16 protein-coding genes and 1 riboswitch are annotated in these 14,211 nt (G+C 53.5%); of the genes, 11 read left to right on the top strand and 5 right to left on the bottom strand.

Features of this window, described 5'->3' with window-relative positions:
- Positions 1–33 precede the first annotated feature (33 nt).
- Positions 34–220, top strand: a riboswitch (cobalamin riboswitch).
- A gap of 135 nt (positions 221–355) precedes the next feature.
- From IEW70_RS04140 to IEW70_RS04115, 6 genes are all read left to right on the top strand, one after another.
- Positions 356–1,303, top strand: coding sequence for an ABC transporter substrate-binding protein (locus IEW70_RS04140; RefSeq protein ID WP_188646640.1), 948 nt, complete (start codon positions 356–358; stop codon positions 1,301–1,303).
- A gap of 3 nt (positions 1,304–1,306) precedes the next feature.
- Positions 1,307–2,347 (top strand): FecCD family ABC transporter permease, encoded by a 1,041-nt coding sequence (locus IEW70_RS04135; protein WP_229751811.1) that lies wholly within the window; start codon positions 1,307–1,309, stop codon positions 2,345–2,347.
- Between the two features lie 40 nt (positions 2,348–2,387).
- Complete coding sequence (locus tag IEW70_RS04130; RefSeq protein ID WP_188646639.1) at positions 2,388–3,203, top strand: ABC transporter ATP-binding protein; 816 nt, start codon at positions 2,388–2,390, stop codon at positions 3,201–3,203.
- A gap of 64 nt (positions 3,204–3,267) precedes the next feature.
- Positions 3,268–3,825 (top strand): cob(I)yrinic acid a,c-diamide adenosyltransferase, encoded by a 558-nt coding sequence (locus IEW70_RS04125; RefSeq protein ID WP_188646638.1) that lies wholly within the window; start codon positions 3,268–3,270, stop codon positions 3,823–3,825.
- Between the two features lie 54 nt (positions 3,826–3,879).
- The gene (locus IEW70_RS04120; RefSeq protein WP_188646637.1) at positions 3,880–4,242 is read left to right on the top strand and encodes an arsenate reductase family protein; all 363 of its coding nucleotides are present in this window, start codon (positions 3,880–3,882) and stop codon (positions 4,240–4,242) included.
- A gap of 272 nt (positions 4,243–4,514) precedes the next feature.
- Entirely contained in the window at positions 4,515–5,201 is a 687-nt protein-coding gene (locus tag IEW70_RS04115) for an SOS response-associated peptidase (protein WP_188646636.1), read from the top strand.
- Positions 5,202–5,246: 45 nt separating this feature from the next.
- Here IEW70_RS04115 and IEW70_RS04110 read toward each other — a convergent pair whose 3' ends face one another.
- Entirely contained in the window at positions 5,247–6,845 is a 1,599-nt protein-coding gene (locus IEW70_RS04110; RefSeq protein ID WP_188646635.1) for a bifunctional metallophosphatase/5'-nucleotidase, read from the bottom strand.
- 342 nt (positions 6,846–7,187) lie between these two features.
- Between IEW70_RS04110 and IEW70_RS04105 the strand changes: the two genes are divergently transcribed.
- From IEW70_RS04105 to IEW70_RS04090, 4 genes are all read left to right on the top strand, one after another.
- Positions 7,188–7,727 (top strand): peroxiredoxin, encoded by a 540-nt coding sequence (locus tag IEW70_RS04105; protein WP_188646634.1) that lies wholly within the window; start codon positions 7,188–7,190, stop codon positions 7,725–7,727.
- A 139-nt stretch (positions 7,728–7,866) separates the two neighbouring features.
- A complete protein-coding gene (locus IEW70_RS04100; protein ID WP_308423122.1) occupies positions 7,867–8,319 on the top strand; it encodes a redoxin domain-containing protein in 453 nt (150 codons plus the stop codon).
- A 19-nt stretch (positions 8,320–8,338) separates the two neighbouring features.
- Positions 8,339–8,725, top strand: a complete 387-nt coding sequence (gene gcvH / locus IEW70_RS04095; RefSeq protein ID WP_188646633.1) for a glycine cleavage system protein GcvH — start codon at positions 8,339–8,341, stop codon at positions 8,723–8,725.
- Positions 8,726–8,796: 71 nt separating this feature from the next.
- The gene (locus IEW70_RS04090) at positions 8,797–9,033 is read left to right on the top strand and encodes a DUF2553 family protein (protein ID WP_188646632.1); all 237 of its coding nucleotides are present in this window, start codon (positions 8,797–8,799) and stop codon (positions 9,031–9,033) included.
- Between the two features lie 183 nt (positions 9,034–9,216).
- Here the strand turns inward: IEW70_RS04090 and IEW70_RS04085 are convergent, their stop codons facing one another.
- Positions 9,217–10,065: a GNAT family N-acetyltransferase gene (locus tag IEW70_RS04085; protein WP_188646631.1), complete on the bottom strand. Its 849-nt coding sequence runs from the start codon at positions 10,063–10,065 to the stop codon at positions 9,217–9,219.
- A 176-nt stretch (positions 10,066–10,241) separates the two neighbouring features.
- On the opposite strand from IEW70_RS04085, the gene IEW70_RS04080 reads away from it, so the two are divergent.
- Positions 10,242–11,156: a ketopantoate reductase family protein gene (locus IEW70_RS04080; protein WP_188646630.1), complete on the top strand. Its 915-nt coding sequence runs from the start codon at positions 10,242–10,244 to the stop codon at positions 11,154–11,156.
- 173 nt (positions 11,157–11,329) lie between these two features.
- On the opposite strand, the gene IEW70_RS04075 is transcribed toward IEW70_RS04080, so the two are convergent.
- The 3 genes from IEW70_RS04075 to IEW70_RS04065 are packed head-to-tail and all read right to left on the bottom strand — an operon-like array spanning position 11,330 to position 14,170.
- Positions 11,330–12,028: a LutC/YkgG family protein gene (locus IEW70_RS04075; protein ID WP_188646629.1), complete on the bottom strand. Its 699-nt coding sequence runs from the start codon at positions 12,026–12,028 to the stop codon at positions 11,330–11,332.
- The gene (locus IEW70_RS04070; RefSeq protein WP_188646628.1) at positions 12,021–13,445 is read right to left on the bottom strand and encodes a LutB/LldF family L-lactate oxidation iron-sulfur protein; all 1,425 of its coding nucleotides are present in this window, start codon (positions 13,443–13,445) and stop codon (positions 12,021–12,023) included. The genes IEW70_RS04075 and IEW70_RS04070 overlap by 8 nt, the downstream gene beginning before the upstream one ends.
- On the bottom strand, positions 13,442–14,170 hold the full coding sequence (locus tag IEW70_RS04065; RefSeq protein WP_188646627.1) for a (Fe-S)-binding protein: 729 nt from the start codon (positions 14,168–14,170) through the stop codon (positions 13,442–13,444). The genes IEW70_RS04070 and IEW70_RS04065 overlap by 4 nt, the downstream gene beginning before the upstream one ends.
- Positions 14,171–14,211: the final 41 nt, after the last annotated feature.

Below are 14,211 nucleotides of genomic sequence, written 5' to 3'. Positions count from 1 at the left end.
ACCCATTAGTACATTCGTATATAATGAAGCCACAAGTGAAGAGAAGGAAAAGGTCTTTCGCTTACGGGCGAAAGTGAAAAGGGAAGCCGGTGTAAATCCGGCGCGGTCCCGCCACTGTAAGTGGGGAGCGACACTGCAGAAAGCCACTGTCATCGAACGGGAAGGCGCAGTGAAGCGAGGAGCCACAAGCCAGGAGACCTGCCTTTTCCCTCGGACACTTGCGATCTCCTTCGAGGTAAAGGAGACCGCAACACCTTCCGGCATCCGTCTGTTTCGGGAGGTGGCGGCAAACCCTGAGCCTCGGCGGCAATGGGTTTTTTGTTTTTTCGAAAAAGAATGGAGAGGAAGGAAGTACATGAGCGAGCGTTGGTCTAAAATTGCAATCTTCGTTGCTTCTATGGTACTGGTGCTGGCTGCGGCGGGCTGCTCCCCGTCGCAGCAAGGAACGGAAAAAGCGGGTCACGATCAGCATGCGTCCGGATCCTACCCTGTGACGGTAACCGATCAGACCGGACAAAAAGTGACGTTGAAGAAAGAGCCGAAACGCATTGTGTCCCTGATGCCGCACATGACGGAAATCGCTTATGCATTGGGGGAGGGGAATCATGTCGTAGGGGTGACGACGAACGACGACTATCCCAAGCAGGTCAAAAAGCTTCCCAAAGTGGGAGACATGAACATCAATGCCGAGAAAGTGGTGGAGCTGAAGCCGGATTTGGTGTTGGCATCGCCCAACAATGATCCCAAAACCATCGATAAACTTCGGAAATTGGGTTTGCCGGTTTTGGTGTATGAAGGCGCCAATCTGAAGGAAGTATTTCAATCCATCGAGACGGTTGGACAGGCTGTCCATGCAGAGAAAAAGGCGAATCAAGTGATCGCCGAGATGAAGAAGGAGCAGAAGGAAGCACAACAGGTTGCCAAATCGGTCGCTGACAACCAAAAGGCAAAAGTATGGCTGGAAGTTTCCCCCGACTTATTTACCGGTGGAAAAGGCACCTTTATGGACGAGTTGATCACCTTGGCCGGCGGGAAAAATGTGGCGGGCAACATCCAGGGGTGGAAACAGGTCTCTGGTGAGAAAGTGGTGCAATGGAATCCCGATGTGATTTTGATGACCCACCCGGATGAAAAAGCGGTGAAAAAACGCTCCGGTTGGAAAAATATCGCCGCGGTGAAAAAGTATCGGGTGCACGCATTGGACACCAACCTGGTTAGCCGTCCCGGTCCGCGGATTACCGACGGTTTGCTGGAAATCTCCAAAGCCCTGTATCCGAAAGAATTTAAGAAAGCGATGGAATAATCCGTGAATTGGCTTGTCCGCTTGAGCTGGCACGGAGGAATTTGGACGGGCGTACTGCTCTTGATGGTGATGCTGGCGGCCTCTTGGGGCAGTGCAGATATCACCATCCCGGATGTATGGCGGGTGATTCGGGCTCATATATGGCCGTTGGCAGTCGATAGCGGTGATCCGGCCACTCACGCCATTATCTGGGAGATTCGGATGCCCCGGGTGGTATTGGCGGGTTTGGTCGGGGCCGCACTGGCCGGGGCAGGGGTGGTCTTTCAAGGGCTGCTGCGCAATCCATTGGCTGACCCGTATGTGCTGGGAGTCTCTTCCGGAGCTGCATTGGGCGCGGCGGTCGCGATCCTGACGGGTTGGGGGATCGCCTGGTTCGGGGTTTGGAATACATCTATTTGGGCTTTTTTGGCCGGTCTGTTCGCCCTGTTGCTGGTGATTTGGCTGAGCAAGGCCGCAGCCGCCCGTTCCCTGAGTGGTTCAGGCATCCTGATTTTATCCGGGGTAGTGGTTCAGGCGCTTTTTGGAGCGATGCTCACCTATATACTGTCGATTTCCGAGGAACAGCTGCAACGGATCCAGTTTTGGCTGATGGGCAGCTTATCCATGCGGGAGTGGAGCCATTCCGCCGTGCTTTTCCCCTTTTTGATCACAGGTTTGGGTGTGCTGTGGTGCTTGTCGCCTCGTTTGAACCTGTTGACGTTGGGGGAAAGGGAAGCCTATCACCTGGGTGTGCCGGTGGAACGGACCCGAACCATTCTATTGCTTGCGGCCACACTGATGACGGGGACGGCTGTGGCCGTTTCGGGCATTATCGGGTTTGTCGGGTTGGTCATCCCGCACATTCAACGCCTTCTCTGCGGCCCGGATCACCGGGTGTTGCTGCCGGTATCGGCCTTGTCTGGAGCTGCCTTTTTGATCGGTGCAGACCTGTTGGCTCGGGTGGCAATGGAGCCGAGGGAGATTCCGATCGGTGTGGTGACGGCCTTTATCGGCGCTCCATTTTTCGCTTGGCTCTTACGGTCAAAAAGTAACCAGCTTAGTTAAGCGGGGCGTTGACACGTTCCTCTGAAAGGAGGGAACCGTCATGTTGCAAGGAATCGGCCTGTCAAAAAATTTCCAGGGAAAATACGTGATCCGCGACGTGGACATCACCGTGCGCCGCGGTGAAATCATCGGCTTGATCGGCCCCAACGGCAGCGGAAAAACCACCCTGGTACGTTTGTTGTCTGGGGAAGAAACACCGGACAGCGGACAGGTGGTTCTTGAGGGAAAGCCGTTGGTTGCTTTTGCGGCTAAAGAGCGGGCTCAAAGGGTGGCCGTGCTCCCCCAGGAGGGGCTTTCCCCTGTGGCTTTTACCGTACAGGAAGTGGTTGCGATGGGCCGCTACCCCCATGAAAGTGCCTGGTCTTGGTTGGAGCGCCGGATGGATTCGATGGTAGAGACTGTCTTGACCAAGACAGGTCTGACCGAAGATCGCCATCGTCCGGTTCAGCATTTGAGCGGCGGTCAACGGCAGCGGGTGGCCATCGCCAAGGCGATGGCGCAGGAACCCCATTGCTTTATCCTGGATGAACCCACTACTTACATGGATATCGCCCATCAAATCGCTGTATTGGATGAAATTAAGGAGTGGCAAAGAGAGAGAGAGCTGGCCGTATTGGTGGTCTTCCATGATCTCAACCTCGCCGCCCACTATTGTGACCGTATATTGGCCATGAAGGACGGCCGAATTGTGAGGGAGGGTCCGCCGGATTCCCTGTTGACGGCTTCCCTGATCCGGGAAGTGTATGATGTGGATGCCGCCGTCATTCGTCATCCGGTAACCGGTGTACCGCAGGTGTTGTTGTCTCCCGGAGAAACGACGGTGTCTCTTTTGTCCCGGTCCCGGACGATCGGATAAGGAGAAGGGATTTTTTCAACTTGGCGTGAAATAAATGGAGAATGAGGAAAGGGGGACGACACAGGTGCGGATTTATACACGGACGGGGGACGAAGGAAAAACGAGTGTGGTCGGCGGACGGGTCGACAAAGATGATCTTCGGGTGGAAGCCTACGGGACCACCGACGAGGTGAATGCTTTTGTCGGCGAGGCGATTGCTCGAATGGACACAAAAAAGCATGCCGATATGATCCGTGATCTGACCGAAATCCAACATGAGCTGTTTGATGCCGGCGGGGATCTGGCTCAAGCGGGAAAAAAACGGCAGTATCGGGTAACCGCCGCGATGGTGTCCCGTTTGGAAGAGTGGATTGACCGTTACGATGCGGAAACGCCGGAGATTCAGCGCTTCATCTTGCCGGGGGGCAACGAGGTATCCGCTGCGTTGCATGTATGCCGGGTATTGACCCGGCGGGCGGAACGCCGGGTGGTTTCCCTTACCAAAGCGCAGGAGACCAATGATGAAGTACGGAGGTACCTCAATCGGCTGTCTGATTTTTTCTTTGTACTGGCTCGTGTTGCCAATGTTCGCGACAATGTCGGAGATGTAGAGTACAAGCGAGGGGGCCAAGTGTTTCGCTGATCCTGCCCGAAGGGTATACTGGGGATGGAAATATGCGACAGGAGGAGAACACACATGAAGCCCTTGGTAATGTACCACTATCCCAAATGCGGCACTTGCCGCAAGGCAAAAAAATATTTGGAGGAAAAAGGGATCGACACAGCGGAACGGCACATTGTGGAGGAGCCTCCGACGAAGGATGAACTGAAAGCGCTGGTGGATAAAAGTGGATTGCCCATCAAGAAGTTTTTCAACACCAGCGGGAAAAAGTACCGTGAGCTGAATCTGAAGGAGAAGCTGCCGAAGATGAACGAAGAGGAGATGCTGGATCTTCTGTCTTCTGACGGCATGCTGATCAAACGGCCGATTGTGACTGACGGTGAAAAGGTGACAGTGGGTTTTAATGAGAAAACCTTTGATCAGACTTGGGCTGAGTAAAACACGACTGGGCTGCTCCTTCAGGAGTCTGCCCAGTCTTTTTTTCGCAAGAATGATTAGGTGTTATGAGCAGGCCTTGATTTTTTCCGTTTCCCCTCTTATCATAATAACTCGTTATCCTTTTCTCGCGTGAATGAACGAACAACGATGGATACAGATGTGAGATGTGATGCTCCGGTTGTTCCACACCCTGTGATATAATAGGATAAAAGTACGAGATTATCATATTTTTGGTGTAGATCTGAAAACTAGCAGGAAAGCGGTGAGGTGCTTTGTGCGGCCGATTCACTCTGACAACAGGTTTGGGCGAGATTATCCAGCGGTTTAATTTGAATCAGCAGGAGGATGCAGTGGAACATTCTCCCCGTTATAATATCGCTCCGACCCAGACAGTGCCTGTCATCGTGGAAGACGGTGGAGAAAAAAAGGCGGTGCCCATGCGTTGGGGGTTGGTTCCCCGGTGGGCAAAGGATCTCAAGATCGGCAACCGTCTGATCAACGCCCGCAGTGAAACCATTCGACAAAAACCTGCTTTTCGCCGTTCCTTTTTGCGGCATCGTTGCCTTGTCCCTGCCGACGGGTTTTATGAGTGGAATGTGACGGAAGAGAAAAAACAGCCGATGCGGATCGTATTGGATCAAGGCGAGCTGTTTGCTTTTGCAGGATTGTGGGACCAGTGGGAGAGTCCTGAAGGGGAAGTCGTTCATTCCTTTACCATTATTACGACGCGTGCCAATGAAAAAATGGCGGATATACACGACCGGATGCCGGCGATTCTCCATCCTGCGGACGAAAGTGTATGGCTTGACCCCAGTCTCAAAGATCCGGAGTTGCTGCGCAATATGCTCCAACCATATCCTTCCGAGACGATGGAGATGTATCCTGTATCTTCCCAGGTCAATTCACCACATCATGATGCTCCGGATTGCATTCAGCCGCTTTCTGTTCCAACCGAATAGTCCTTTACCTATATATAAGCCACCCGGAATGGGTGGCTTTCGGTTTTAATTGGCTTGTTGGATCCGTCCTTCGATCGCTGCGGAGAAAGGCTGGGGCAATTGTTTTACATATTCCACCAATGTATCCAGGTCGACCGGACCCACTACTTTGTCTGTCGCTTCATTGAAGACGGTGAATCCGTCGCCGCCGCCGGCGAGGAAGCTGTTGGCTGTAACCGTATAAGTTTGTCCGGGTTCAATCGGTGTACCATCCGCCTTTTTCAATTCCACCACCCGGTCGCCCGCCGGCCGGGAGGGATCCCATTTGTAGGTGAGGCCGGAGATTTGCAACACCCGAGGACGGTCCAGCTGCCACTGCTGTTCCAGGAGTTTGCGGATCTGTTCTCCCGTCATTTTCATAGTAACCAGATCATTGTTGAAAGGTTGAACGTTATACAGATCGCCCCAGGTAACGGTTCCGGCTTCGATATTCGCCCGGATGCCGCCGGGGTTCATGAAAGCGAAATCCGTATTCATCTTCCAGCGTTGGGCATCGGCGATCAAGTTACCCAGTGCGGATTCTCCCGCAGCGTTGGGTTCATTCGTCAGGTTCTCTTTTGCTTCGCCGATCTTTTCATTGATGATGGGAGCCACTTTTTCTTCGGATTTCTTGATGATGTCCACCACTTCCGGATCGGGCTGAACACCTTCCTGGTACACCGTGACAATCTCTGCTTTTTTCTTTACGACATCACGGGTTTTCCGGTCCAGGGAGAGATCGATATCGGAAAAGGCGGTGCCGTAGCTGTAGGACTGTACGACCAGTTTGCCGTCGATGGTTGCGTTGATGTAGGAATGAGTATGGCCGCTCATGATCACATCCACTTCATCATCCGTTGCTTTTGCGATGTCATGGATCCGGCCGTCCACTTGCCCGGTGGTTTTGTCCTGGAACCCGCCTTCATGGGCCAGGACGACGATGGCTTTTACGCCTCTTTGTTTCAGCTTTTTCACTTCGCGGTTAATCGTTTCCGCTTCGTCCAGGAATTTGACTCCCTTTACACCTTCCGGTGTGACAATCTTGGGGGTATCTTTGGTGACGACGCCGATGAAACCGACCGGAATGCCGTTCACCGATTTGATGAGGTGCGGGGGCAGGATCGGTTTGCCGGTTTTTTCATCCACCACGTTGGCGGCGATATAGGGGAAGTCGGCTCCTTCAAAATACCCCGTTTTCTCGTGTTCCCCGCCGTTAATGAGCCGCAGCATTTCCTTCACGCCATCGTCAAATTCGTGATTGCCTACCGTGCCGATATCAAACCCAAGAGTGTTTAAGATTTCAATCGTGGGTTCATCCTGTAGGAGAGCGGATACCGGAGCACTGGCTCCCACCACGTCTCCTGAGTGAACCATCAGCGTGTTCGGGTTTTGCGCTTCTCTTTCGCGCAAATACGTGGCCAGGTAATCTGCGCGGCCTGCCGGTCGGTTATTGACATTTCGGGTGACATTCAACTGGCCGTGCAGATCGTTGATCCCGAGAATCTGCAGCTCTACCGGTTTCGGTTGGGTGGTGACGGCAGCGGAAGAAGACAGTATCGGGGTGAGGAATACAGCTGTGCTTATCACCACGGAAAGTCCCCATCGCAAAGGACGCTTCGCTTTCATGCCGGTTTTCTCCTTTTTTTTTTCGTTCTGTGTGAGTCCTACCCGGAAATGATACTGCCCTCCCGTTAAGACTCCGTTGAACCGGGGTAAATCTTTTGACAAAAAAGCGAAAATCCCTACTGCTTCCTTCCCGTTTTTAAAATTTAACGGTTCCTTAATGAGAACAATTCCCAGTTAGTATTTAATATAAATTAGTATTGACTTTAAATAGGGTGGATGGTATCTTTATATATGTGCCGATGATATCGGCATGTTTACTTGCCCTGGATGTTGGGTAAAGTAGACAGTGGCTTTAACAAGCCCGGAACATAACAACAATCAAATCAAGGAGGAAGGGATATCATGGCAAGCCGTTTGGTTGGACTTCCTGCACCGGATTTCGACATGAAAAGCACCAAAAACCTCGAGACGTTGGATGAGAACGTAAAGCTCTCCGACTATGAAGGCAAGTGGTTGGTACTGTTCTTCTACCCGCGTGACTTTACCTTCGTTTGCCCGACGGAAATCACCGCTCTGAGCGACCGTTACGAAGAATTCCAAGACCTGGATGCCGAAGTCCTCGGTGTCAGCACGGACAGTGAGTTCTCTCACCGTGCTTGGATTAATACTCCGCGGGATGAAAACGGTCTGGGCGATATCAAGTATCCTCTGGCTGCAGACCCGACCCATAAAGTATCCCGTGCCTACGGCGTGCTGAACGAAGAAGCAGGTGCCGCTCAGCGTGGCCTGTTCATCATCGACCCGGAAGGCATCGTTCGTTACCAAGTGGTAACCGACGACAACGTTGGCCGCAGTGTGGACGAAACGCTGCGCGTGCTGGAGGCACTGCAAACCGGCAGCCTGTGCCCTGCCAACTGGAAACCGGGTGAAAAAACCCTCTAATTCGTGATGACCTGCAAGCTGAAGGGCCTAACGCTCGTCGTTAGGTCCTTTCTTCCACAAACATGGGATTGATTCCGTCTTTTTTGGGTTACTAATAGATTGAGGAGTTTTAGCGTGGAAACAAAGGAGGTTCATGATCATGGCTTTGCGTCTGCGTACACAAATGCCCGAACTGCAAGGCGCGACCGAATGGATTAACGGAGAAGTGACCAAAGAAGACTTGAAGGGACAACCGGTTTTGATCCATTTCTGGTCTGTCAGCTGCGGCCTGTGTAAAAAAAGCATGCCAGACGTTTTGAAAATGCGGGATGAATATGCGGATCAAGGATTAAAAGTGATCGGCATTCATATGCCTCGCTCGGAAAAAGATACGGATGTGGATACCGTCAAAGAAAATATTGAAAAATATGAGATGACTCATCCGCAGGCAGTGGACAATCAACACAACATCACCGATGCCTTTGAAAACGAATTTGTCCCGGCATTTTATCTCTTTGACCAAGAAGGTCAATTGCGCCACCGCTCAGCAGGGGAAAAAGCTCTCAGCATGTTGGAGCGCCCCCTGAAACGCGTGTTGGGCGAAAATGAATAGGTTGGGAGGATACGATAAGATGAACCTGCCCGAGGAATTGAAGTACAGCGAAGAGCACGAGTGGGTAAAAGAAGAGGGCGGCAACAAGGTCCGCATCGGCATCACCGATTTTGCCCAATCGGAGTTGGGTGACATCGTATTTGTGGAATTGCCGGAAGTGGGAGATGAATTGGAAGCCGACTCTCCTTTCGGCAGCGTGGAATCGGTGAAAACGGTCTCTGAGCTGTATGCTCCGGTCAGCGGCAAAGTGGTGGAAGTGAATGAAGATCTGGAAGACTCCCCGGAAAACGTCAACGAGTCTCCCTACTCCGACGGCTGGATGATTGTCGTTGAGATGAGCAATCCGTCAGATCTGGAGAAACTGATGGATGCTTCCAAATACAAAGAGATGGTATCCGCAGACTGATATTTCAAGGATGATCGGGGTCGCGGCCGGTGCTCCGGCCGCGGATATTCCGCTGAAAAGGAGGGTTCCGCATGTCCCAAGATCGGCAACGTGTCAATATTACCAACCGCGTCACGGGTCGAATGGCAAACTCGGGCGAAATGATACTGTACTACAATCGGAAAAAGATCGGTACACTGGATTTGGTAGACAAACGGCTTCACATGAAAGAGGGTTATGAAGCAGACAGACAACACATCTACATGACGAAAACAAGTGCCGTATCCCACCGTCACTATACAGAAGACTGTGACCTGGGTTGGTGTTAAAAGGAGTGAAGAAGCATGGCGTTTTAGAAGCTGTGCTTCTTTTTTAGTTAAAGCACCGCCTTTGGATGTTAAGCGAAGCGGTGCTAAAATGGAATCAACAACAAAGGCAGACGAAAGCTTAGAGCGAATACATCCGTCGTTACCTTCAGGCAGGTTTGTTTCCGCTGGATGGTCCGGTGGGGCTTATTTTATGATGCATTGCATATGGACTTGCCGGCTGGCTGGTTGAAATCCCGCCTCCTCCAAGATCGCGGCCAGCTCAGTGCAGGGAGGTTGGTTGAGCACCATGCCGAAGGTGTACGATTCTTCCGGCTTGAACACCCGGTGAAGAGCGGAACCAAGGATGGCATCAGCATCGGGATGTCCCGGCCGAGCTTCGCATTGGAGCAAAAGAATGCGCTGCAATGCACCTTGGTTATCTCTTGCGTGACGGTACAGTGCGTAACCTATCGTTTCTCCTTGTTCGTCCTTCACGATCAATCCATGGCCGTGAAGGTTGCTTTGCCATTGGGTCTGCCAAGGGGCTAGTCTTCGGTAAAAAGGAATTTTCGCGATGTGATGAGGGGGGACGATTTCGGTGTCAAAGGATGGAGAAGGAGCGGCAAATACATTCTCTTCTTTCATTCCTTCTTTTTTCCAGATCGCCAGTTCCTCCATCCTCCGATACCCCAATTGTTGGTAGAGAGCAATCGCCCCCTCATTCTCTGCAATTGCTTCCAGGAGGGCGAGATCGGCTCCTTCTGCCCGGTAGTGTTCCAGCATTGCGGTCATCAACCGACGCCCCACTCCTTTGCGCCTGTAATCCGGAGCCACTCCGGTGCCGCCGTTCCAGGCCACTTTTTGCCCCGCAATTTGACGGAAGCCGCTGAGGACACAGCCGATCGGCTGCCCACCGTCAAAAGCGATAAGGGAATGGGACAGAGACAAGCCTTCATGGTGAAGGCGGGATATATATTGTTCTTCCGTCATCGTCATCGGAAGAAAATACCCTTGAAAACCATCGTTCCAAGATTGCAGGCATTCAGCGTGCATTGACTGGCTTTGCGGATATCGATCATCGGAAGGCCTCCTGTGAATCGGGTTTGTGATTGAAAAGGAACCCCTTGTGAGATAGGAAAGCGGTCTTTCCATATCGACAAGTGCGACTGCTTTTACAGCCGCCGCCAAATGCGCTATGGTTAATACAGTAGAAAAGATGGAGGTGCCTTATGCGAATCTTAATCTTGGGTGCGGGAGCAGTCGGCGGTTATTTTGGCGGTCGGCTGGTGGAAAAAGGGGAAGACGTGACCTTCTTGGTCCGGCCGAAGCGCAAGCGGCAACTGGACGAAAACGGACTGGTCATCCACAGCACGCACGGGGACTTTTCTGCAGAGGTGCAAACCCTGTCTCCCGGAGACCATGCTCAGCCCTTTGACCTGATCGTCCTTGGAGTGAAAGCGTATCATTTGGAGCAGGCTTTGCCCTCGCTTATACCCTATGTCGGGGAAAACACGGCCGTTTTACCGCTGTTAAACGGGATTACTCACCTGCAGGTGCTGAAAGAAACTTTCGGTAAGGAAAAAGTGCTGGGCGGGCTTTGTTTCATCGAAACGACCTTGAATGAAAAGGGTGAAATCGAACAGTACAGCAGCGCCCATGATATGGTGTTCGGCGAGTTGGATGGAACGGATTCTCCCCGGGTAAAACGGATCCTGTCCCATCTCAGCGGGACACGGGCCAAAGTACGTACCAGCGACCACATCTTGCGGGAAATGTGGAACAAATATATTTTCATCTCCACCTTTAGCGGAATCACTTCATTGATGAAAAGCAGTATCGGACCGATTCTGGATGCCCCGTACGGCAAGGAAGTCACCCGGCGTCTGCTATCGGAGATCGTGACCATCGCCAAAACCCAACAATCCGACTTGGATGAAAAGATCGAGGAAAAAGTGTTCGCTATCCTGCAACAAATCGAGCCTACGATGAAATCTTCCATGCTGCGGGATACGGAAAAAGGGCATGCAGTGGAAGCGGACCATCTGCAAGGTTCTCTGATCCAAATGGCACCGGAGGGGATGGACCTGCCGATGCTGAAAACGGTGTACAATGCGCTGAAGGTATATGAGAGGAATCGGTACTGACCGAACAAAAGCCTGTCCAAAGTTGGGCAGGCCTGCTTGTTCACACGAAAAGCTTTTCTACCCGTTGCTCCCTCTTCAGCGTCAAATAAAAAACACCCCCCTATAGTAATTCCGCCATTTCATAGGCCCATCTATTTTAGAGGGGTGTTTGATACAAAGCGGATGAACTTTCGTCACCTTTTATTTCTACTATCATTTTCCGCCAACAAATATACCCGGAGGCTGCCCGGCCCGTGCACCCCGATGCTGAGGTCGTTTTCGATATCCGATGTCCGGCTGGGACCGGAGATAAAGTTGAGGCAGGCGGGTACTTTCTCTTGCTCACGGATCCAGGCGAGCACCGGCTCCATCCGAGGGGCGATTCGCTCTTCGGATAGCACGACCAAACAACGGGTGGGTAACAGGCTGACAATGCGGCCCCGGCCGCGTTCGTTCCAGAGAAAGACGGTGCCGGTGAAGGCGAGGCCCCATTCTGCAGATACCAGGCCGGCGTCCGCCTGTTCCGCCCGAGCGAGGAGTTCTTCCGGCGGTTGGTCCGGACTCCAAACGGTCACCTCGTCCAGCTCGGCGGAGTCGATCAGGGAAAGGAGCGGTTCCTCCTTCCACACAACCAATCGCTGACACCCTGTTTCCTGCAGATCCTGGTGAATCTGTTTTTTCAGGGCGAACCGGTTTTTTACCCGAACCACTTCACCGCCGGCGGCAGTCAGGTTGTCAACGAACTGCTTTACCCAGTCCTCCGGTCCGTTTCCTTCCGTCAGGTGATTCCAGGGGTGACTTTCCCACTCCGGCGGTGTGACTGGTTCCGGCAAGGGGCGGCCAAGGCGGGCGGACAGCTTGTTGAGAAAACGGTTTTTGGCTGATTTAGTCATCCTCATTGCTCCCTTCCTGCTTCCACCAATCCCGGAAGGAACGGCGGGCGGGAGCGGGGAAGTCACGCGTTTGGGTCCAGGCGGCGAGCGGTCCCAGCTCCTGGCGGATCATCCCTTCCTCGTCGCTGAAAGGGAGGGAGGCGAGGTATCCGCCTTTGGCCGCTGCGGAAAAGAGGAAAGGCCGCTCCGTCAATGCGGCATATCCCTTAAACGCAAGCCGCTCCGCTAGCGGCGTCCGCTTCTCCTCCACTTCATCCGCCCGCAGATCGAGGAGATATTCGTGAAGGGGGATCCGAACCGGACAGGCATCGGTGCAAGCCCCGCACAAGCTGGATGCGTAGGGGAGCTCTTCCCACTCGTCGAACCCTTCCAGCAGAGGGGTGAGCACCGCGCCGATCGGACCGGGATAGACTCCTCCGTAAGCGTGTCCCCCGATGTGGCGGTAGACAGGGCAGACATTGATGCAGGCGCCGCAGCGGATACAGTGCAGCACATCCTGGTACTCTCCGCCCAGGATGTCCGACCGGCCATTGTCCACCACGATAACATGCAATTCCTCGGGACCGTCCTGATCTCCCGCCCGCTTCGGTCCCGTGATAGCCGTCACGTAGCTGGTAATTTTTTGTCCCGTGGCGCTCCGGGTGAGCATCGACAAGAGGATATCCAGGTCCGTCCAGCGGGGGGCAATCCGCTCCATTCCCATAATGACGATATGGGTTTTGGGGAGAGTGGTGGTGAGTCGGGCGTTTCCCTCGTTGCTCACCAGGATTACGGAACCCGACTCGGCCACGCCGAAGTTGCATCCTGTAATCCCGATATCCGCTTGAAGGAACTTGTGTCGCATCCGTTGCCGGGCAAAGCGGGTCAGGGCCCGTGTTTCTTCCGGCAGCGGTTCTCCCGCTTCCCGGGAAAAGAGTTCGGCCACTTGCTTCCGGCTCTTGTGGATGGCGGGGATGATGATGTGGGAAGGGGTTTCTTCCGCCAGCTGGACGATATATTCACCCAGGTCGGATTCTACCACTTCCACACCCATCTCTTCCAAAATGCGATTCAGCTCCACTTCTTCGGAAACCATCGACTTGGACTTGACGACGGACCGGGCGTTTTTCTCCCGAATCAGACCGGTCACCACCTCCAGCACATCGGAGGCTGTATCGGCGAAGTGGACATGGCCGCCTGCTTTCTCCACGTTATAGGCAAACCGGTCCAGGTAGTAATCCAGGTTTTCGATGGTGTGACGACGGATCGCTTCCGCCCGCAGGCGCCAATCTTCCCAGTTGCCCACTTCCGTTTCGGCGGTCTTTTTTCCTGTGCGGAGCTTGTTCTGGGTTTTTCGGACTGCTTCCCGCAGAAACCCGTCGTCCAATGCTTTCTCCACGCGCTTCGGGAAGGGGTCTCGGTTGGTATGCGGGTTCATGAGATCATCCCCCGGTCCAGCACTTGTGCGACGTGCAAGATTTCCACCGGTTTTCCTTTCCGGCGAAGACGCCCTCCCAGGTGCATCAGACAGCTCATGTCGGAACCGATCAGAAACTCGGCTCCCGTATCTTCCACATGGGCGATCTTTTCGTCGGCCATGGCCGTGGAGATATCCGCCATCTTGACGGCGAAGGTGCCTCCAAACCCGCAACAGTCGTCACGGTGGGGAAGTTCTTTTACTGTCAGCCCTTCCACCCGGGACAGAAGGGTCAGCGGTGGATCCGCCAAGCCCAAGCCCCGGTACATGTGGCAGGAATGGTGGTAGGTGGCCGTTCCTTCCAGCCGGGCCTCTATGCGTTGTTTTCCCAGATGCTTGACGATAAACTCGGAAAACTCGCAACACTTGTCTGCCAATTCCCGCGCTCGAGTTTCCCACTCTCCGTCGCCCGTGAGCAGCTTCGGATAGTCGTGACGCACCATAGCGGCGCAAGAACCGGAAGGGGTGACAACAGCCTCATATCCGTCAAAAGCACGGATCATTTGGCGGGCCGCTTTTTTAGCTTCCTCCCGGTAGCCGCTGTTATAGGCGGGCTGTCCACAACAGGTTTGCGCCTCCGGGAAATCGACATCCACACCCAGACGGCGCAGTACACGTACCATGCTGATGCCTACTTCCGGAAAAAACACGTCCGACAGGCAGGTGATATACAAACCGACCCGCATCGGCATCTCCTCTCTTTTTGACCGGGGTGCTGCGAAAGAGA

The organism is Marinithermofilum abyssi, from assembly GCF_014641195.1.
GTDB lineage: Bacteria > Bacillota > Bacilli > Thermoactinomycetales > DSM-45169 > Marinithermofilum > Marinithermofilum abyssi.
This window is presented reverse-complemented; position numbering and strand designations above follow the sequence as displayed.

Coding starts and splice junctions, on each gene's coding strand:
- IEW70_RS04140 (WP_188646640.1), top strand. CDS start 356: ATGAGCGAGCGTTGGTCTAAAATTGCAATCTTCGTTGCTTCTATGGTA.
- IEW70_RS04130 (WP_188646639.1), top strand. CDS start 2,388: ATGTTGCAAGGAATCGGCCTGTCAAAAAATTTCCAGGGAAAATACGTG.
- IEW70_RS04120 (WP_188646637.1), top strand. CDS start 3,880: ATGAAGCCCTTGGTAATGTACCACTATCCCAAATGCGGCACTTGCCGC.
- IEW70_RS04110 (WP_188646635.1), bottom strand. CDS start 6,845: ATGAAAGCGAAGCGTCCTTTGCGATGGGGACTTTCCGTGGTGATAAGC.
- IEW70_RS04105 (WP_188646634.1), top strand. CDS start 7,188: ATGGCAAGCCGTTTGGTTGGACTTCCTGCACCGGATTTCGACATGAAA.
- IEW70_RS04100 (WP_308423122.1), top strand. CDS start 7,867: ATGGCTTTGCGTCTGCGTACACAAATGCCCGAACTGCAAGGCGCGACC.
- gcvH (WP_188646633.1), top strand. CDS start 8,339: ATGAACCTGCCCGAGGAATTGAAGTACAGCGAAGAGCACGAGTGGGTA.
- IEW70_RS04090 (WP_188646632.1), top strand. CDS start 8,797: ATGTCCCAAGATCGGCAACGTGTCAATATTACCAACCGCGTCACGGGT.
- IEW70_RS04085 (WP_188646631.1), bottom strand. CDS start 10,065: ATGCACGCTGAATGCCTGCAATCTTGGAACGATGGTTTTCAAGGGTAT.
- IEW70_RS04080 (WP_188646630.1), top strand. CDS start 10,242: ATGCGAATCTTAATCTTGGGTGCGGGAGCAGTCGGCGGTTATTTTGGC.
- IEW70_RS04075 (WP_188646629.1), bottom strand. CDS start 12,028: ATGACTAAATCAGCCAAAAACCGTTTTCTCAACAAGCTGTCCGCCCGC.
- IEW70_RS04070 (WP_188646628.1), bottom strand. CDS start 13,445: ATGAACCCGCATACCAACCGAGACCCCTTCCCGAAGCGCGTGGAGAAA.
- IEW70_RS04065 (WP_188646627.1), bottom strand. CDS start 14,170: ATGCGGGTCGGTTTGTATATCACCTGCCTGTCGGACGTGTTTTTTCCG.